Here is a 19,274-nt window from a genome sequence, read left to right as displayed (position 1 = left end):
GTAACTCCAAGTCAAGCCGTCTTGTCATGCTGGTCGGCACGCTCCTTTCCGCCGGCGGTGGCCGGGCCACGGCCATCCGCCCATGCTCTCCCCCAGCATTGTCTCCTCGCTCACCGGGCGGCACTTCTTCCAGAATGCTCTGTCATCGGAAACGTCATCGGAAACGCGCCGTTCACGCGGCCCGCAACGGCGCGGGGGCGGCGGGCCGGGCGGCCCGCAGGGGCACCGCGGGGGCGGCCTGGGCGGCGGGCTCGTGAGCGGAGGCCGCGGCCCGCGCACGGCTCGACGAAGCCGCCTCGACGATGCGTTCGCGCCCGAGGTTGCCCCGGACGAGCAGATCGGCCAGCACGCCGGACGCGGTGGCGCCGCCGGCGCGCAGGGCGCCCGCCGCCGCGGCCAGCTCGAGCGCCATCTCCTCCAGCACGGCGGCGACCGGCTCGGCGTTCTGCAGCAGGATGTCGCACCACAGGGACGGGGCGCCGCCGGCGATGCGGGTGGTGTCCCCGAGCCCCGCCCCGGCCAGCGACAACGTCGTGTCGTCCGCGGCGGCGAAGTGGGCGGCGAGCGCGGCCGAGACCACGTGCGGCGCGTGCGAGACGGCGGCCACCACCCGGTCGTGGGCGCCGGGGGCGACCACCTGGGCCTCAGCGCCGCAGATCGCCACCAGGCGGGCGACCAGCGCCACCGCCTCCGGCGAGGTACCGGCGTGCGGGCACAGGGCCCACGGGCGGCCGGCGAACAGCTCCGCGCGGGCGGCGGCGGGGCCCGACAGCTCGCGGCCCGCCATCGGGTGTCCCGGGACGAAGCTCGCCAGGTCGCAACCGGCGGGCTCCGCCTCGGCGGCGATGCGGCCCTTGGCGCTGGCCACGTCGGTGTAGGCGGCGCCGAGGCCACGGGCCTGCGCGTCGCGCAGGACGGGGACCACGGTGGACGGCGGAGTGGCGATGACCACGACGTCGGCGGGCGGGGCGCCCGGCCGAAGCGGCGCGCCCGCGCCCATGCGCACCGCCTGGGCCAGCGAGGCGGCGTCCCGGTCCGACAGCGCCACCTGCACGCCGGCGCCGCGCAGGGCGAGCGCGACCGAGGTGCCGATCACGCCGGTGCCGATGACCGTGACGCGGCGGACCGCGGGCGAGCCCGGTGTGCCGGCCGCCTTGACGTGCGATGGCGTGGCGCCCGCGATCGTGGTGATCACCATGACGTCGCTCCCCTTTTCCCTGTTCGTCTTCTCGCCGCTTCGGATGATCGGCCGGGCGGGATTTCCGGAGAACCGTCCCGCATCACCAACTGTGCGCCATCAGGGCGCCGGAGAAGGCGGAGAAGGAAGGCAGCAAGTTGCCGACCGCGATCCATTTCCTGTCACCGTCCCACTGGACCTCCACACCGAAACGCCTCCCGCGCCCGGCGGAAAAGCAAGACCCGCACAACGCCCCCATAACGGCCGAAGGCGCGCCACGGAGAGAGGGAAGGCGAGAGGAATGCCAGGTGCTCGGAGAAACGGACATGGGAAAGACCTCACCGGCGTCGTCCCGGTGAGGTCCCCTGTGGTCCCGTGAGCGCTACACGGCGGCGGGGGCGAATTGGCCGGGGGTGCGGCCGGCGCCCGCGGGGCCGCGGTAGCACTGGGCGATGTCCAGCCAGTGGTCGGCGTCGGGGCCGACGGCGGTGACGGCGAGGTCGTCGCGGTGGCGGCGCCGGGTGGCCAGCAGGCAGAAGTCCACGGCCGGGCCGGTGATGCGCTGCTCGGCGTTCTCGGGGCCGAAGGCCCACAGCTCGCCGGACGGGGCGGTGAGCTCCCAGCGGAACTCCACCGGCGGCGGGGTGAGCCCGCGCGCCTGGTAGCCGAAGTCCTTGGTGAGGATCGCGAAGACCACCAGGTGCTTGATGCGGTCGGTGCGCTCCAGGGTCGCCCCGACGGCGTCGGCGATGTCCTGTCCGTGGGCGAACTGCTCCATGATGCCCGCGCAGGTCAGGATGATCGGCGGCAGCGGGTTGACCAGCCACGGCACCACCTGGCCGGCGGGGACGCCCGCGAGCGCCTCGACGACGAACGCGCGTTCCGCGCGCCAGCGGGCCAGCAGCACCTCGGGGGTGTCGCCGGCGTAGTCGGCCAGCGCGGCGTTCACCGCGCCGTTGAAGTCGTGCTCGGCGCCCGCGGCGATGGCCTTGAACTTCTCGGGGTCGGCGGCCGCGGTGCCGGCGATGCGGAAGATGAACGCCAGGTGGGCGATCTGGTCGGCCACCGTCCATCCTTCGGCGGGGGTGGGCAGCCGCCACTGGTCGGGGGTGAGGCCGGCGACCAGGTCGTCGAGTTGCTCACCTTCCGCGGTCAGGTCTGCGAGCACGGCATCCAGTTCGGACACGTGTCTCTCCTCTCACTGGTCACTGGTCACTGGCGGTGGTCGTCGGTCACGGCGGAACACTGGTCACCGGACGTCGGTCAATCCGGATCACCGGTCACGGCGAAGGGGACGGCGTCGTGGTGCGGAGCCAGGCGCCGACGCGGCGGGCCGCGGCGAAGCTCGCCCAGGACGTCAGCTCGACCAGGGCGCGGTCGCCGGGCGTCTCGGCGCGGAAGTCGGCGACGACCGAGGGGTCGATCTGGTAGGACGCCTTGGCGGTCAGCAGCGCGAGCCGGCCGGCCGGGCGCAGGCCGGGCGGCAGGGCGGACACGGCGGCGCCCGCCCAGGCGCGGCTCGGCCCGGGCGGCTCGCCGTCCCAGGCCGAAAGCTCGGCGGTCACCAGCTCGCGGACCGGCTCGGGCACCGAGTGGCGGCCCGCACGGTCCATCGCGGCGGCGGCCCGCGCGAACGCGCCGGCGATGAACGCAGTGCCCTCCGCCCACGCCAGGTCGGCGGGCAGCGGCGCGGGAGGCAGCAGCACCAGCGACGCGCCCGGCGCGGCGGCCCTGCGGGCGGCCGGGCGCATGACCAGGCCGAACATCCTCATCAACGGGCCGCGCGCCCTGCGGGGCACCTGCGGCGGCAGCAGGGACTCGCCGAGGAAGACGTTGACCATGCGGTTGAGGTACTGGAAGGTCACCGCGACCGCGGCCAGCTCGCGGGTCCGCTCCGGCGGCTCGGGCGGGGCGTGCCGGGCGGCCCCGGCGCGGGTGCCGCCGGCGAGCGCCCACGCGGCCACCCGGCGCAGAGCCGGGTCGGCGATCGCCTCGGCGCGGGCGTCGGCGATCTCGCGCGCCGGCCCGCCCGCCACCAGGCCGTCCATGGTGGCGCGGTGCACGTCGACGCAGTAGGGGCAGGCGTTGGCGGCCGACACCGCGGTGGCGACCGCCTCCTTGACCGACCGTTCCACGGTCCCGGCGGCCAGGAGGGACTCGCGCAGGATCCCCCAGGCGGCGGCGAGCGGCTCGGGGGCGGGCGAGTGCAGGACGATCGGCGGGGCCAGCATGCCGAAGTCCCGCCCGGCCTGCGCGTACACGCGGGCGGTCAGGCCCTCGGCCGCGTCCGGGTGCACCGGCGTGACGTGCCGGATCTGCGCCAGCACCCCGGGCAGCGTCACCCGGGTCAGCAGCTTGCCCATCGCTCCCTCTCTCCGCCCGCCGGGACCCGCCCGTTCACCTGCGCATCAGTTCGGGGACGAGCGGGGCGGCGGCCTTGCGGGCGGCGACGCCGCCGTTGGGGGCCGGGGCGCCGTAGGTGACCTCGACGCCGCGCTCGCGGGCGGCGGCGACGATGCCGGGGATGGCCCGCTCGGCCAGGGCGGAGATGGTCATCGCCGGGTTGACGGTGAGCGCTCCGGGAACGGCCGAGCCGTCGGTGACGAAGATGCCGGGGTGTCCGCGCACCTCGTGGCGGTCGTCCAGCGCGGAGGTCGCCGGGTCGTCGCCGATGCGGCAGGACGACAGCGGGTGGACGGTGTAGGCGCCGACCACGTCGTTGGTCCACGCGGCGACCTCGGCCAGCCCGTCCCGCTCGAGGATGTCCTTGCACTCGGCGTCGGCCAGGGCCCAGGCGCGCAGCGTCTGCGGGGTCGGGTCGTAGCGCAGGCGGCCGACACCGAGCATCTGCTGCGACAGCCGGTCGGCGTTGCCGCGGGCCGGCGGCGGGCCGAAGACGCCCTCGTTGTTGTCCTCGATCATCTGGAAGATGATCAGCCAGGAGCGCCAGCGCTTGAGCACTTCCTTCTTGTCCACGCCGAACCAGCTCACGCCCTCGGCGCCGGGGACCTGGGCGAGGATGGTGCCAAGGCCCGGCGGGAAGTACAGCTGCTCCAGCGAGAAGCGCTCGAACTCGGGCAGCGAGCCGTCCAGGCGGTCCCAGTTGGCGACGACCGGCCCTCTGCCGATCTGGTTGGCCTCGTAGGCCAGGCCGTTGCCGCGCTCGAGGCCGAGGACGTCGCGCACCTTGTCCTCGTTGAGTATCGCGGTGTTGAGCCGCTCGCCGTTGCCGGAGAAGTACCGGCCGACCCCGTGCGGCATCGCGCCGAGGTGGGGCTCGCTGCGCTGGAGGATGACGGGGGTGGCGCCGGCCCCGGCCGCCAGGACGATGATCTTGGCGTCGATCGTGCCCTCGCCCGTGGTGAGCCGGTAGTCCTCGTCGTCGACGACCTGGTAGTGCACGCGGTAGCCGCCGTCGTCGGTGCGGGAGATGTGCTGCACCTCGTGCAGCGGGCGGATCTCGGCGCCGTGCGACAGCGCGGCGGGCAGGTAGGTGAACAGCAGCGACTTCTTGGCGTCGAAGCGGCACCCGGCCATCATCCAGTTGCAGTTCACGCACTGGGTCGGGTCGACGGCGACCGGCACCGGGTTGGCCGTGCGGCCGGCGTGGTCGCACGCCGCCGCCCACAGGCCGCCCGCGTAGGAGACGTCGTTCCACCCCTGCTGGTAGATCGGGATGGACTCCGCCACCCGGTCGTACCACGGCTCCAGGGTGTCGCGGCTGATGGCCGCCGGCCACATGCGCCGGCCGATGCTGCCATGGCGCTCGAACACGAAACGCGGCGCGCGGGGCATCGCGGCGAAGTACACGACGCTGCCGCCGCCCACGCAGTTGCCGCCGAGGATGCTCATGCCGTCGCCGACGACGAAGTCGAAGGCCCGGGTGTAGGACGAGCCGAGCTTGAAGTCCTGGTCGAAGTCCTTGCCGGTGAGCCACGGCCCCCGTTCGAGCACGACGACCTTGGCGCCGCCCGCGGCGAGGTGGTAGGCCGCGATCGCGCCGCCGAAGCCGCTGCCGACCACGAGGACGTCGGTGCGTTCGGTGCTGCTCATGCGGGGCTCCCTGAGGGGGTCGTGGCCGGGTGCAGGCGGGCCAGCGGCCGGCCGTAGGTGTACTCGTCGAACCGCCACAGGCCGTCGGGGCCGGGCTTCTCGATGCCCAGCGCGATCAGGCCGGGGTGCCCCTGGGCGAGCGCGTCGGCGGTGTGCATGTGCGCCGCCGAGTCGAAGGCCATGTTGCTGAACAGGGCCAGGCTGACCCACAGGGCCTTCTCGGGGTGGCCCGGCCGCGTCAGCTCCTGCACCAGGGCGGTGCGGTGCTCGAAGGGCAGCGCGACGAACGGCGGGACGGACTCGTCCAAGGTGAGGCCGTGCTCGGCGGCGTAGGCGCCGGCGTGGGCGTCGAGGGCGGAGGAGAAGCCGTCCAGGCTCTCGGACAGACCGGTCGCGTCCCACTCCAGCAGTTCGATGGCGCCGGCCTGCACCGCTCCGCCGCCCTTGGCGGCTCCGGCGATGGCCCGGTCGTCCGGCGAGCGCTTCTCGCCGGGGACGATCGTGTCCGCGAACGCTTCGAGCGTCATCGTCCTGGCGTCTTTCCCCTCGGGGGTTGGCGACGGCATACGGGTTCCCTTCGTCGGTCCCGGCGACGGCTGACCAGTTCAACGTTCAGGCACTCCCGTCCCCGTCGCATCTTCTGAGTTGCTTTCACATTTCCTCCCCGCAGGGGCCTCGGAAAGTGGATATCTGCAGGCAGGGGGGGCTTAGGGGTTGTCGCAGAAGGTTACGGACGCCAATTCTGATGACATGGCCGAGTGCCGTCGATGCATCGTCGTCGAGCGTCGTCTTTCCCGGAAATTCACACGGTGACCGGGTGGGGTCCATTCACTGCAGTGAGGTGTGAGCAGATGACGGAGACTCTCGAGGACGAGTTCTCCCGTGGCGATTCGGGGTCTATTCCGGCAACACCTCCAATGCACGGGAGGAGCAATGGATAGCGCAATCGAACAAGCCGTCCTTCGTGTCGTCAGGAGCATGCACGAAAACCTTGGCGAGCAACTGACCATCAACGACATGGCACGCACGGCGATGTTCAGCAAGTTTCATTTCTCCCGCGTGTTCCAGCGGGTCACCGGATTGTCGCCCGGCCGTTTCCTGTCCGCGGTGCGACTGCAGGAGGCCAAGCGACTGCTGGCGTCCACCTCGTTGACCGTCACCGACATCAGCCACCGGGTGGGGTACTCCAGTGTGGGGACCTTCAGCTCCCGGTTCACCAGCAGCGTCGGGGTCTCCCCGACCAAGTACCGCCAGCTCAAGATCGCCGCGCACGACACGCCGTTCGACGGCCTGGAGGAGCCGCCGGTGACCGAGCAGGTGACCACGACGATCAGAGGGGACATCTTCTCCCCGCTGGAGGACCAGCCGATCTTCGCCGGGCTGTTCCCCGACCGCATCCTCGAAGGCCGGCCCGTCCGCTTCACGGTCCTGCGCCGGCCGGGCCCGTACGTGCTGGAGGACGTCCCGCAGGGCGAGTGGCACGTGATGGCCCAGGCCATCGCGCCGGGCCACGAGGACGCCCTGGACCTCGCCCCCGGCGGGGATCCCGCCGTCTGCATCGGCCGCCACGGCCCGATCACCGTCCGCCCCGGAACCCACACCAAGGTCGCCGACCTGTCGCTGCGCCCGATGCGCCCCCTGGACCCGCCCGTGCTGCTCGCCCTGCGCGACCTGCTGCCGGTGCACGTCCCCCAGCTGATCCACTGATCCACTGATCCACCGAGATCCGGTGACCGAGAGCCAGAGAAAGGCGGGCGCCCCCTCCAAGGGGGCGCCCGCTTTCGTGCGTTCTCCGTCAGGCGGGGTGGACGGTCATCGGCAGGCCGCCCCGCACCCGCAGGGACAGCATGGGCTCGGCGACCACCTCGTGCCCGGGGAGCTGGGTGAGCCGCAGGTCGCGGGCGACCATGGCGATGACGAACGTGGCCTCCATCATCCCCAGGTGGTTGCCGACGCAGAACCGCGGACCGGCGCCGAAGGGGATGTAGGCGTACCGCGGCCGGTTCACCGGCCGGTCCGGGTCGAACCGCTCGGGGTCGAACCGGTCGGGCCGGTCCCAGAACGCCGGATGCCGGTGCAGCGTGTACGGGCTGATCAGCACGTCGGACCCGGCCGGCACGTGGTAGCCGCCGACCTCGTCGTCGCCCTGCGCCTCCCGGGGCAGCATCCACACCGGCGGGTAGAGTCGCATGACCTCCTCGACCACCATCGCGGTGTACCGCAGCCGGGTCAGGTCCTCGAAGACCGGCAGCCGGTCGCCGAGCACCTCGACCGCCTCGGCGCGCAGCCGCTCACGGACCTCGGGGTGCCGGTCGATGAGGTGGAAGGTCCAGGCCAGCGTGCTGGCCGTGGTCTCGTGCCCGGCGAGCAGCAGGGTGACCAGCTCGTCGCGCATGCGCTGCCTGCCGACGCGCGGGTCGGCCTCCTGCCGGGTGGAGCCGATCAGGCGGGAGACGACGTCGTCGCCGAGGCCCTCGGGGCGGGCCAGCCGGTCGGCGACCAGGTGGTCGACGATGCGCTGCAGCTCGGCGCGGGCGCGGCGGAAGCGCAGCTGCTTGGGCAGCGGCACCCACATCGGCACCTTGCTCAGCGTGATGAGCTCGAACATCGCCTGGTCCTGGACGGCCTCGAAGGAGTGGCCGATCGAGCTGAACGCGCCGAGGTCGGCGTCGAGCAGGGTGCGCCCGAGCACACCGAGGCTGAGCCAGGTCATCTCCTGCACGACGTCGACCGGATCGCCGCCGGTGTGCGAGCGCAGTCGCTCCACCAGCCCGGCCGCCTCCGCGGCGATGACCTGGTCCATCCGGGAGATCCGCTTGTTCTGGAACACCGGCTGGATCATGCGGCGCTGTTTGCGCCACAGCTCGCCCTCGCTGGTCAGCAGGCCGTCGCCGATGGCGCGCCGCGCCTGGACCAGTCCCACGCCCTTGTGGTAATTGCCGCTGTTGTCGGCCAGCACATGCTTGGCGTGGTCGGGATGGTTGAAGAAGTACAGAGTCTTCGGCCCGATGCGCAGCCGGGCCGCGTCCCCGTAGGTGGCGGCCAGGTTCATCAGCGCGAGCCGGTCGCCGGCGAGCTTCTTGAACAGCCCCGGCCCCGCCCACAGCGGGGGGCCCGGAGGCACCCGGCGGGCGGACGGCGCCCGCCCGGACGCCTCGCCGCCCTCGCGCGCCGGTCCGGCCTTGGGTCCGGTGAGGGTCACTGCGGCACCTCGCTCCAGTCGGGGCTCATCTGGCGCACCTTGCCCTTGAAGAAGAGCAGGCCGTCCCGGTCGGTCGGCTGCAGCAGGGTGATGACCCTGCCGATGAAGATGGTGTGGTCGCCGCCGTCGTAGGTGCGCCACACCTCGCACTCGAAGCTGGCGAGGGTGCCGGTGAGCAGCGGCGCGCCGGTCTCCTCGCCGGGGACCCAGTCGACCTTCTCGAACTGGGCCGCGCCCAGGGGACGCCAGCGGTTGGCGAAGTGCATCGCCTCGGGCTCCTGGTGCGCGGCCAGCACCGACACCCCGAAGTGGCCGGTGTCGGTGAGGCACTGGTGCATCATCGCGCCCCGGTCGACGCAGACCAGCAACAGGGGCGGGTCGAGCGAGACCGAGGTGAAGGAGTTGGCGGTCATGGCGTGCGGGACGGCGCCGCCCGTCGTCACCACGGTGACGCCGGTGGCGAACGTCCCGAACGCGCGCCGCAGCGACTTCGCGTCCGCCACCGGGCGGGTCCGCGTGGATTGTTCGACGTTCACGCTGTCCTCCTGGCTGACTGTCGGGGGCCGCGCCTATGAGGCATACGGTTCGAGCGCCCGTGCCAAGGCGTCGGGGACCCTGGACGGGACCGTGCGGGTGTTGGGCCCGCGCATGCAGGCGATCCGCTGGCGGCCCCGGGCGATCAGCACCTCGGATCCGTCGGGGTCGAGCCGGACGTAGTCGAAGCTGAACTCGACCTGGGTCTGGGCCAGCTCCTGCAGCCGCATCCTGATGGACAGCTCGCTGAAGGCCGTGATCTCGGCGAAGAACTCGCAGTCGACCTTCAGCGTGAACAGCTTCAGGTCGTCCTGGAGGTCGGCGAGCACCTCCGGCGCCCGCTCCTTGAGGAACATCTCCCGGCAGCGTCCCTGCCAGCGCAGGTAGTTGACGTAGTAGACGTTCCCCACGATGTTGGTCTCTTCGAAGCCGACCGTGTGCAGGTATTCGTAGTACTTGCCCATCGGGCTAGGACCGCCCTTCCGTGTGGGACCGGGCCGCCCGGTGAGGGCGGCCCTTCCGCGTCGAAACCCCCATGCCCTACGACCGTCCCTCGGTGAGGACGGCGAACACGACCGGGCCGGGGGCGTCCCTGAGGGTCGTGACGAGCGTCGAGACGTGACCGCCTCCGCAGGCGAGCACCGCCCAGGCGCCCCGCACCTCGGGGGTGAGGGTGACCGGCGCGCTCGGCAGGACGCCGGCGGCGCGCAGTGCCTCCGCGGCGGCGAGCACCCGCGTCGCGGCCGTGTCGTACCCTTCGCCGGTCGCGGCGGCGAGCCGCTCGGCGAGGGGCGCGTGCGCGCCCAGCAGTTCGGCCCACTCCTGCGGGGTCCGCTCGGCGACCGGCTCGACGGCGGCGCCGGTCAGGCCCTCCGACACCACGGCCAGGGTGACCCCGGCGCCGTGGGCGGCCGAGAGCGTGCGCCCGCCGTCGATCTCGGGCCGCCCGTCGGCGCCCTGGCGGACCTCGGCGGCGCGCCCGAGGGCGCGTCCCGCGGCCACGGCCGTCAGATCGTCGTCGGCGCCGGACGACGGCTCGACGGCGACCGCGGCGCGGGTCCCGGTGAGGTCCTCCAGCGTGCGCTCCAGGTAGGACCCGAGCAGCGGGGCGACCCACGGGCCACGGCCGTCCTTCTTACGGACCGCCTGCAGGCGCAGGCCCTCCCACCGCTCGACGACCTCGCCGGACGCGGTGCGCACGGCGATGTCGTAGATGTAGGTGTCACCCTCGTGGAACCGCTCGGTCGCGCAGTAGCGCAGCAGCCCCGCGTCGGCCAGGGCCGCGCCGCCGGGCCAGATGCGCTCGATGCCCACCGGCAGCAGGGTGGCTTCGGGGACGCAGACCTGGTTGCCGTGCATGAGCGCGTCGCGCATGCCGGGGTCGCCGAGCAGCAGCTCGCCGGACAGGTAACCGGCGAACCAGTCGCGCGCGTCCACGGCGGCCACGTCGGCGTCGACGTGGCGGGCGGCGGCCCGGTGGTAGCGGCGCAGCCGGTGGAACCGGCCGCCCTGGAACAGCGTGTCGCCGTACATCTCGGTCGCCGGGTCGAGCGGGACGGCCGGCAGCCCCTCGCCGATCTGGGCGGGCGGCCCGTCGGGGGCGCCCTGATCGGTGTAGCGCAGCCGGGCGCGGAAGTGGTCGACCTCGTACCCGGTCTCCGCGCTGCGGATGGCCACCTGCACCGTGTCGTCCTCGACGACGGTCGCGGCGACGCGGATGGTGGTGCTGCCCTCCGGCGGCACGATGATCGGCCGCAGGAACTCGGCCTCCTCGATGACCGGAGGCCGTTGCTCGCCGGTGACGGCGGAGGCGACCTGCGCCATGGCCTCCATGCCGAACACCGCCGGGAACAGCAGGTTGCCGTCCAGAAGGTGATCGGCCAGGTAGAGGTCGGTGCCCGCGCTCATCTCGGCCTCGGTGACGAGCTCGACGCCGTGGTAGCGGATGAGCGCCTTGTCGACGAAGCGCAGCAGCGGCAGCTCGGGCAGGTCGCGGCGGACGGTGTCGATGCCCTCGGTGCGCCCGCTGATCACCACGACCGGCGGGACGTCGGGGTCGGCGACGAGCCGCCGCATGATCCGCACGCCCTGGTCGGGGGTGATCGGGACGATGCCCTGGCGGGACAGGCCCTCGACGACCGAGAGCTTCTCGCCCATGCCGACCTCCGACCAGACCGACCACTCCATGCAGATGGCGCGGCAGCCCTGGTTGGCCTCCCCCACCTCGCGGGTGAGGCCGGCCATCCAGTCGTTGGCGGTGGAGTAGTGCGCCTCGCCGTGCAGCCCGGCGCGGCCGATGATGCTGCCGAAGGTCACCAGCAGGCGCAGCCGGCCCGGCTCGACGGCGTCCAGCACGTTGCGCAGGCCGTCGATCTTGGGGGCGAAGGTGCGCCGGAAGGCGGCCATGTCCAGCGTGGTCAGCCCGCTGGGCTCGTTGCGGCCGGCGCCGTGCAGCACGGCGGTGACCGGCCCGAGGGCGGCCTCCAGCTCGGCGATCCCGGCGCGCACCGCGGCGGCGTCGGTGACGTCGGCCCTGGCGTAGTGGACGGCGACCCCGGAGTCGGCCATCCTGCGCAGGTTGTCGCCGAGCTCGGCGTCGGCGGCCGGGTCCGAGCGGCCGAGGATGGCGAGCTTGGCCCCGCTGTCGGAGGCGACGGCCAGGGCGCACTCGGCGGTGATGCCCTTGCCTCCGCCGGTGACCAGCAGGACGTCGCCTTCGCCCAGCGGGTGCTCGGTGCGGGCCGGGCTCACCGGCATGGCCCGCAGGGTCGGCACCCGCCGCACGCCCTCGGCGTCGTAGAACGCCTCGGAGAAGCGCGTGGTGGCCGCCACCTCCTGCACGACCCAGCCGACCGCCTCGGGGGTCGCCGGCACGTGCGCGATGGTGGTGCGCAGGTGCGGGGCCTCCAGTTGCAGCGTCTTGGCCAGCCCGGCGGCGCCGCGGTCGTGCTCGACCAGGACGAACCGGGTGCCCGGGGCGGCTGCGACCGCCGACTTGGCGCCCAGCAGCGCCTGTTCCAGGTGCTCCTCCTGGCAGCCGGCCGGCAGCACCACCAGGATGCCGGAGCCGACCTTCCCGCGTTCGAGAGCCTCGCGCAGCGCCCCGGCGAGGGGTGCGTCCCCGGCCGTGTAGAGCTGCCAGGGGCCGTTCTCCTGCGGGGAGGTGCGCGCCGGGAGGGGAAGGACGTCCAGGTCGACGCTGAACGGCCGCGCCCAGGGCGCCGCGCCGGCCACCGCCGAGGCGGGGGCCGGCTGATCGCCGTCGGCGCCGGCGACCAGCGCGTCCAGCGCCTCCGACAGCTCGCGCAGGCTCGCGGTGGCGAGGTTGGTCGGGGCCTTGGAGGCGGGCACGCCGAGCCGCTGGGTGGCCTGGTCGATGATGTGCATGACGGTGACCGAGCTGAGGTGCAGCTCGTCCAGCGGCCTGCTGTCCTCGCCGACCATCTCCAGCGGCAGCTCGGCCCGCTCGGCGGCCAGGCGCCGCAGCAGGTCGATGCTCGACTCGCCGCCCTCGCCCACCGGCCCGGCGGTCTCGGAGGCCACCGGCGCCACCGGCTGGGCGACGCGCTGCTGGACGGTGCCGTTGATCTGCACCTTCGGCGCCTGCTCGGTCGGGTTCTGGAAGTAGGTGAACTCGGCGCCGACCTCCAGCGGCCGGACGAGCCGGCCGTGGAACAGCTCGTCGTGCACGATCGGCACGCCGGCGACGTACGCGGCGCCGGCGACCCTGAGCAGGCCGGTCAGCGACTCGTCGTCGGTGTCAAGCGCGAGCGCCGGCACCTCGGTCACCGACGCGGCCAGGCCGCTGAGCACCCGGCCGGGGCCGACCTCGACCAGCAGGTCCAGGTCCTTGGCCGCCGCCTCGACGGCCTGGGTGAACAGGACGGGGGCGGTGATCTGGTCGCGCAGCAGGGCGCGGACGTCGGCGTCGGGCTGGAGCGTCTCCCCGGTCACCGTGGAGACCACCGGACGGGCGACCGGTCCGAACTCCTCCTCGGCCAGGTAGGCGTCCAATGCCTCGGCGGCCGGCGCGACCAGCGGCGAGTGGAAGGCGTGGGACACCGCGAGCTTGGTCCACTTCAGCCCGGCGTCGGCGGCCTTGCGGCCGAACGCCTCGATGGCGTCGAGCGGACCGGCGATCACGGTCTGCTCCGGGCCGTTGTACCCGGCGATGACGACGGGCAGCTCGCCGGCCAGCTCGGTCACCGTGTCCGGCGTCGCGCGGACGCTGGCCATGGTGCCCGAGGCGCTGTGCTCGGTCATGGCCTTGCCGCGGACGCCGGCGACGCGCAGCAGGCCCTCCTCGTCCAGCGCCCCGGCCCAGTGCAGCGCCGAGATCTCGCCGAGGCTGTGCCCGACGGCGACGTCGGCCTCCACGCCGATCGTGGACAGGGCGCGCAGCCCGGCCATCGACCCGGTGACGATGCGCGGCTGTGCCACGGCCGTGGCGACCATGTCGCCGCTGGTCGGCAGCGCCGCCTGGAGGTAGATCTCCTCGACGTCGGGGAAGCGCCGGCGCAGCGCGCCGCCGCTGGTGCCCCGTCCCGACCCCTGCCCGGGGAACAGGAAGCCCACCCGGCCCGGCCCGTCGGCGTGGCCGAAGAAGGCCTTGCCCTCCGGGCTGAACAGGCGGGTCTCCCCCGCGTCCAGGGCGTCCAGCACGGTGCCCAGCCGCCGCTCGGCGTCCTCGGGAGAGGAGGCGATCACGGCGGCGCGGTAGGGCAGGTCGCGCAGGTCGCGCTGGAGGGTGGCGGCCAGGTCGGCGAGCTGGGCGTAGGACACCGTGATGACGAAGCCGGCCAGCTCGGCGACCCGCTCGCGCAGCGCCTCGGGCGAGGCGGCGTCGATGAGCAGCAGCTCGGCGTCCTGGAGGGAGGCGGCCAGGGTGCGGGTGCGCGTCGAGAGCGGCGCGCGCTTCCTCGGACCGGTCTTCTCCAGCACGACGTGGGTGTTGATGCCGCCGAAGCCCATGGCGGTGATGCCCGCGCGCACCGGGGCGCCGGCCGGCCAGGGCTCGGCCTTGCGCAGCGCGCGCAGCGTCGCCCCCTCGTCGGTCAGCACCTCGTGCGGCTCGACGCAGCCGATGGCCGGGGGCAGCACCTGCTCGTGCACGGCCATGGCGGCCTTGATGAGCCCGGCGACGCCGGCGGCGGCCTTGGCGTGGCCGATCATCCCCTTGATGGAGGTGACCGCCGCGCGGGTGGCCGAGGGGTCGGCCTCGGCCCTGGCCTCGGTGAGCGCCCGCAGCTCGGTGGCGTCGCCGACCGCGGTACCGGTGCCGTGGCCCTCGAACAGCTCGACGGTCTCGATGCCGAACCCGGCCCGCTCGTAGGCGCGCCTCAGCGCGAGCTTGTAGCCGCTGACCTCGGGCCGGGTCATGCCGCCCTTGCCGTCGGAGGAGATGCCGTACCCGGCGATCGTGGCGTAGACGCGGCGGCGGGCCTTGACGGCCTCCTCCTCGCGCATCAGCACGATCATGCCGCAGCCCTCGCCAGGCCAGAAGCCGTTGGAGTGCCGGTCGTACAGGCGGAACTCGCTCTTGGCCAGGGCGCCGGTCTTGGCGAAGCCGACGATCTCGAACGGGTCGATGGACAGGTCGACGCCGCCCGCGATCGCCACGTCGACGTCGCCGTCCTGCAGCGCCTTGCAGGCCGTCGTGACCGACAGCAGCGAGGAGGAGCAGGCGCCGTCGACGATGTAGCCGCCGCCGTTGAGGTCGAAGTAGTTGCAGATGCGGCCGGCGATGGTGTTGGCGAGACCGCCGGCCAGGGTGTCCTCGTCGATGCCGGGGAAGGGCGCCTTGTAGGTGACCTCCAGGTCGGCGAGGAAGGTGGCGATCCGGTCGTCGTCCCAGCCCTGCTCCTTGAGCTGGGCGGCGACGGTGCGCTTCACGTACGGCCAGCGCAGCCGCATCACGTTGGCGCGGGTGAACTCGCCGGTCAGGGTGTTGCCGACGACCACGCCGGTGCGCTCCCGCGGCAGTCCCTCCGCCGCGGGGAAGCCCGCGTCCGCCAGCGCCCGGCCCGCCGTGTCAAGTGCGAGCCAGTGCGTCAGGTCGGTCGAGCGGTACGTGCTGCCGCCGATCTTGTAGCCGACGCGGTCGAACTCGTACCCCTCGATGACCGCCGCCGTGCGGGCGTAGAAGGTGTCCGGATGCGCCGGGTCGGCGTTCCAGTAGTCCTCCAGCCGCATCCGCACGTCGGGCAGTCTGCGGAAGGCACGGCGACCGGCGATGGCGTTCTCCCAGAGGTCTCTGGGCGACGCGGCGTCCGGGTATCGGCACGCCATGCCGACGATCGCGATCCTGGTCATACCGTGGCGACCTTCTTGTCCGGGGCGGGCACCTGGTCGACGGGGAACTCCGCCACCGCCTTGAGCGCCGCCTGGGCCTCGCGCTCGTCGCGCGCCTTGTGTACGAAGTGGGCCGCCCAGAAGAACCCGCCGCGGATGGCGCAGACGCCGGCCGTGGCGAAGAACAGGGCGTAGGAGATGTGGATCGCGGTCAGCAGGCCGTACAGCGCGGCGACGCTGCCGCCGAAGAGCACCTGCATGGCGGGCCTGGAGGGGCTGGTGCCGGGGTCGGTGATCATGTAGTTGCTGAACAGCACGAACGCGACGCCGGTCATCATGCCGAGCGCGGCGGGGATGGAGGTGCCGAAGATCAGTCCGCGCACGATCGACTGGAGGGCGAAGACGCCGACCCACCCCATGATCAACGGCATCCTGTTGGTCAGCTTGCCGTTCAGCATCGTGCCGCCGAGGATGATGATGCAGGGGATGATCCAGTCGAACCACGTGTCGGTGTGCTCGGTGAAGTGGTACGGCGGGGCGATGCTGGCCCAGGGGAACAGCAGCAGGATCACCGCGATGCCGAAGTTCGACGGGTTCATGTAGTGCCGCAGCCGGCCCTTGACCGGCGCCCGGAGCACCCACTTGGCGCCGACCGCGACGACGATGCCGAACAACAGCACCCAGATCTGGTCGTTGACATACGTCAGCATGTTCATCGCGAGGCTGGTGATGTGCGCCGGGTACAGGAACGTCATCAGGCCCTTGAAGCCGCCGCCCTTGAAGCGCGGCGGGCGTCCCTCGACCTTGGCGCCGATGATCTCAAGGCCGATCTCGGTGGCGTACCCGGTGGCCAGGGCGACGAAGGGCCACAGCCACGGCTGCTCGAAGCCCAGCACGGTGTAGCCGAAGATGTTGAAGACCGAAATCGAGATCGCGAAGTTGCGCAGCGCGGTGACCACTTTGGGGTCGTGGCGCGGCGGCGCGGCGGGCTTGGACTCGGCCGCGCTGGGCTTTGACTCAGCCATGTCGATCACTTCTCCTTGGCCTGCTGGCCGAGCTCGAGCGTGTGCCAGCCCGTGGCGAGCTGGAGGTCCTGGGCGTGTACCTGTCCGGTGCGGTCGCGCCACTTGACGTTCACCGTCAGCGGCCCGGTGACGTTCTGGCCGAGGCCGATGTGCACGTCGGTGGAGCGCCGGCCGGAGTGGCCGCTGCTGCCGTCGACGCGGGCGACGTAAGTGCGCCCGTCGGCGGTCTTGACGCAGACCTGCGCGCCGGTGACCGGCGAGCCGGCCGCGGGGAGCGCGCCCGGGGAGGCGGGGGTGTCGCGGAACAGCTTCAGGCCCAGGTAGGCGCCGGTGTCGGGGCTCTGGTTGGAGTAGAACACCGGCTCGTCCCACTGGCGGGCCACGGCGAAGTCCAGGCGGCCGTCGCCGTCGGCGTCACCGGTGGCGATGCCGCGGGTCGGCGTGGGGATCGCCAGGCCGAGTTCCTTGGCCATGTCGACGTAGCGGCCCGAGGGGCCCTTGACGAAGAAGTGCAGCGTCTGGTGCCCGCCGATGTCGTCGCCGGCGCGGGCGTTGGGCCACCAGAAGGGGTTCTGCAGCAGCTGGTCGTTGGCGGTGGCCAGCTCCTGGAGCTGCGGCCAGCGGTCGGTCTGTCCCTTGACGAACCCGGTGGCCTGCGCGATCTGCAGGTCGCCGCTGTTGTTGAAGTCCGCCATCTTGATGTCCCAGCCCCAGCCGGACCACGCGGTGCCCGACGGCGCGCTCACGTCCTTGAAGGGCGCCACGCCCTCGCTCAGCTTCGCGGTCAGGTCCGCCGGGTTCTTGGCGGTGTTCATGTACTGGAAGTTGCTCTCCTCGATGCCCCACGAGGTGGTGATGTTGCTGACGAACATGTCGTACAGGCCGTCGTGGTTGAGGTCGCCGAAGTCGACGCCCATGCCCTTGAAGGAGTCGTTGCCGACCGTCTTGGACTTGGGGATGATCGGCGAGCGGACGCCGGTGACCGGCGAGAGCTTGATGTGCCCGGGCGTGGACCGGTTGTAGAACATCCGGTCGGGGCCGAAGTCGTTGGCCAGGTACAGCTCGGGGAGCTGGTCGCCGTTCAGGTCGGTGGCCGCGGCGCCGAGCTCCCAGCCCTTGGATGCCTCCTTCGACAGCACGTTGTCGACGCACTCGTAGGTGACCGAGGGGGTGGCGCCGGTGCTGGAACCGGTCCAGCGGAAGAAGTAGTCCTCGCCGCCGTTGTGGCCGTCGGACATCGAGTGGTTCATGTGCACGCCGCCGTTGGCGTTCGGGTCCAGGACGGGGCTGTCGGCGAAGTAGTTGCCGATGAAGATGTCGTCGTGGCCGTCGCCGTCGAAGTCGGCGACGGTGGCGGCGTTGGTGTTCCACTGCGGGCCGGTGTACTTGCCGTTGGTGGAGTTGGCGCCGGGCACCAGCTCGACGGCCTGGTAGGCGGAGGCGTCCAGCTTGGTCGCGCCCGGCTTGGCCAGGTACACGATCGGCGTGCGGCCCCACATGTAGACCAGCAGGTCGATGCGGCCGTCCTCGTTGTAGTCACCGGGGACGCAGCCCATCGGCGCCATGGTGTCGTTCATCGGCAGGCCGGCCGGGTTCAGGGCGAACGGCGCGTACCGGTTGCCGCGCGCGCCGGGCGTGGGCGTCACCACGGCCTGGTCGATGCGCGTGTCCACCAGGCACAGGTCGTTGGACAGCCCGTCGCCGTCGAGGTCGTTCATGGCGATGGCCGCGCCGACCGAGGAGATCCAGGCGTCGATGTGCGTGTAGTCCTTGTTCACCTTGCGGATCGTCTGCTGCGTGTAACCGCTGGGCAGCGCGATGGACAACGGCTTGAACGAGAACTTGCTCGCGATGGTCGCGGTCTCGGCCGCGGAGTAGGACGGCAGGCGGGCAATCGAGAAAACGCTCACGATCAGCACGAGAGCGACGATTCCCGGTAGCTGCCTGCGCAGCCAGCCAAGGGTCGCGGTCACCGGCTAACACCTCCAAGAGAGACAAATTGGTCGGCGATGCGCTGCCGCCACACCTCATAGGCCGGCACATCACCCTGAATCGGCTGGTCGGGACGTGACTCGTTGCTGATGCGCGCCGCCTGCTCGGGCGGGACGCCGCAGAACACGCGGGTGGCGATCTCGGTGGCGGGGACCACCAGGCCGGGCCGCACCCGCGCCTCGGCGGCGAACGCCGAGCCCTGCGCGAGCTGGGGACGGTACGGGCCGGCCAGCTCGGCGAACCTGCGCAGCTCGTCCTCCTCGGCGCCGCAGGCGTAGGTCGCGGCCAGGCCGGCGCCGGCGTACAGGTCGCCGCGCCGCCGCTCGGGGAACTTGGCGATCAGCGAGCTGACGACCTCGACGTCGGTTCCGCCGACGAACCACAGCGCCCGGCCGATGCCCTGGTCGATGACGCGGTTCGCGTACCCGGGCGCGCCGTCGGCCGGCCAGGGGAAGCGCGGGTCCTGGTACTGGTCGTGGACGTACTGCTGGGTGCGGAAGTAGGCCTGGTGGAAGCCGTATCCGTCCAGCGCCAGCCACCGCAGCAGCGGGTCGGGAGCGTGGATCTTGGACCACAGCATGCGGGGCAGCCGCGCCATGGCCCAGCCGACGCCGACGTAGATCAGGTAGACCTGGGCGTCGCCCCGGCCGGCCAGGCTGGCGGCGACCTTGCCGCTGGTCGCCAGCGGCGTGGCGTCGAGGATGGCGTAGGCCATGCCGGCGCCCTCGTAGGCGAAGCCGCGGAACCGCCGGGGGATCTGCTCCAGCCGCTCCTCCGCCTCGGCCGGCGTGCGGGCCTCGGCCGCGTAGGCGTAGCCCGTCAGGAACATCTCGCCGACCGTTTCGAGCAGATCGCGGGCTTCGGCGTTCTTCACATGGAAACCACGCGTCGCGAGTTTCGTCTCGGAGATGTTCGGCGTGATAATGCGTCGCCTCAATGATCTCAGAAGGCTGGCCAATTCCCTCTCCCTCCCCCGGGGGTTTCCCTGCTCCGCGGGATA

13 protein-coding genes are annotated in these 19,274 nt (G+C 72.4%); 1 reads left to right on the top strand and 12 read right to left on the bottom strand.

Going from position 1 to position 19,274, the window contains the following annotated elements:
• Nucleotides 1-172: 172 nt before the first annotated feature.
• The 5 genes from ACWEN6_RS01895 to ACWEN6_RS01875 form a co-directional block, all read right to left on the bottom strand.
• Nucleotides 173-1,198 (bottom strand): prephenate dehydrogenase, encoded by a 1,026-nt coding sequence (locus ACWEN6_RS01895; RefSeq protein ID WP_452568492.1) that lies wholly within the window; start codon nt 1,196-1,198, stop codon nt 173-175.
• A 361-nt stretch (nt 1,199-1,559) separates the two neighbouring features.
• Nucleotides 1,560-2,363: a TIGR03084 family metal-binding protein gene (locus tag ACWEN6_RS01890; protein ID WP_452568491.1), complete on the bottom strand. Its 804-nt coding sequence runs from the start codon at nt 2,361-2,363 to the stop codon at nt 1,560-1,562.
• Between the two features lie 94 nt (nt 2,364-2,457).
• Nucleotides 2,458-3,540: a carboxymuconolactone decarboxylase family protein gene (locus ACWEN6_RS01885; protein ID WP_452568490.1), complete on the bottom strand. Its 1,083-nt coding sequence runs from the start codon at nt 3,538-3,540 to the stop codon at nt 2,458-2,460.
• A gap of 34 nt (nt 3,541-3,574) precedes the next feature.
• On the bottom strand, nt 3,575-5,230 hold the full coding sequence (locus ACWEN6_RS01880) for a GMC family oxidoreductase N-terminal domain-containing protein (protein WP_452568489.1): 1,656 nt from the start codon (nt 5,228-5,230) through the stop codon (nt 3,575-3,577).
• A complete protein-coding gene (locus ACWEN6_RS01875; protein ID WP_452568488.1) occupies nt 5,227-5,796 on the bottom strand; it encodes a DUF5987 family protein in 570 nt (189 codons plus the stop codon). Before ACWEN6_RS01875 ends, ACWEN6_RS01880 begins: the two co-directional genes overlap by 4 nt.
• A 412-nt stretch (nt 5,797-6,208) precedes the next feature.
• Here ACWEN6_RS01875 and ACWEN6_RS01870 point away from each other — a divergent pair, with 412 nt between their 5' ends.
• The gene (locus ACWEN6_RS01870; RefSeq protein WP_452568487.1) at nt 6,209-6,937 is read left to right on the top strand and encodes a helix-turn-helix transcriptional regulator; all 729 of its coding nucleotides are present in this window, start codon (nt 6,209-6,211) and stop codon (nt 6,935-6,937) included.
• A gap of 88 nt (nt 6,938-7,025) precedes the next feature.
• Here the strand turns inward: ACWEN6_RS01870 and ACWEN6_RS01865 are convergent, their stop codons facing one another.
• The 7 genes from ACWEN6_RS01865 to ACWEN6_RS01835 all read right to left on the bottom strand — a co-directional run bounded on the left by ACWEN6_RS01865 (nt 7,026) and on the right by ACWEN6_RS01835 (nt 19,211).
• Entirely contained in the window at nt 7,026-8,432 is a 1,407-nt protein-coding gene (locus ACWEN6_RS01865) for a cytochrome P450 (protein WP_354851764.1), read from the bottom strand.
• Complete coding sequence (locus tag ACWEN6_RS01860) at nt 8,429-8,968, bottom strand: flavin reductase family protein (protein WP_354851765.1); 540 nt, start codon at nt 8,966-8,968, stop codon at nt 8,429-8,431. Before ACWEN6_RS01860 ends, ACWEN6_RS01865 begins: the two co-directional genes overlap by 4 nt.
• 33 nt (nt 8,969-9,001) lie before the next feature.
• The gene (locus ACWEN6_RS01855; RefSeq protein ID WP_354851767.1) at nt 9,002-9,430 is read right to left on the bottom strand and encodes an acyl-CoA thioesterase; all 429 of its coding nucleotides are present in this window, start codon (nt 9,428-9,430) and stop codon (nt 9,002-9,004) included.
• 76 nt (nt 9,431-9,506) lie between these two features.
• Nucleotides 9,507-15,278, bottom strand: a complete 5,772-nt coding sequence (locus ACWEN6_RS01850) for a type I polyketide synthase (protein ID WP_452568486.1) — start codon at nt 15,276-15,278, stop codon at nt 9,507-9,509.
• Nucleotides 15,275-16,282, bottom strand: a complete 1,008-nt coding sequence (locus tag ACWEN6_RS01845; RefSeq protein ID WP_452568485.1) for an enediyne biosynthesis protein — start codon at nt 16,280-16,282, stop codon at nt 15,275-15,277. Before ACWEN6_RS01845 ends, ACWEN6_RS01850 begins: the two co-directional genes overlap by 4 nt.
• A 5-nt stretch (nt 16,283-16,287) precedes the next feature.
• Nucleotides 16,288-18,255, bottom strand: a complete 1,968-nt coding sequence (locus ACWEN6_RS01840; RefSeq protein ID WP_452568484.1) for a CRTAC1 family protein — start codon at nt 18,253-18,255, stop codon at nt 16,288-16,290.
• A complete protein-coding gene (locus tag ACWEN6_RS01835; RefSeq protein WP_452568483.1) occupies nt 18,252-19,211 on the bottom strand; it encodes a DUF1702 family protein in 960 nt (319 codons plus the stop codon). Before ACWEN6_RS01835 ends, ACWEN6_RS01840 begins: the two co-directional genes overlap by 4 nt.
• Nucleotides 19,212-19,274 lie beyond the last annotated feature (63 nt).

Source organism: Sphaerisporangium sp. NPDC004334 (genome assembly GCF_053602655.1).
This window is presented reverse-complemented; position numbering and strand designations above follow the sequence as displayed.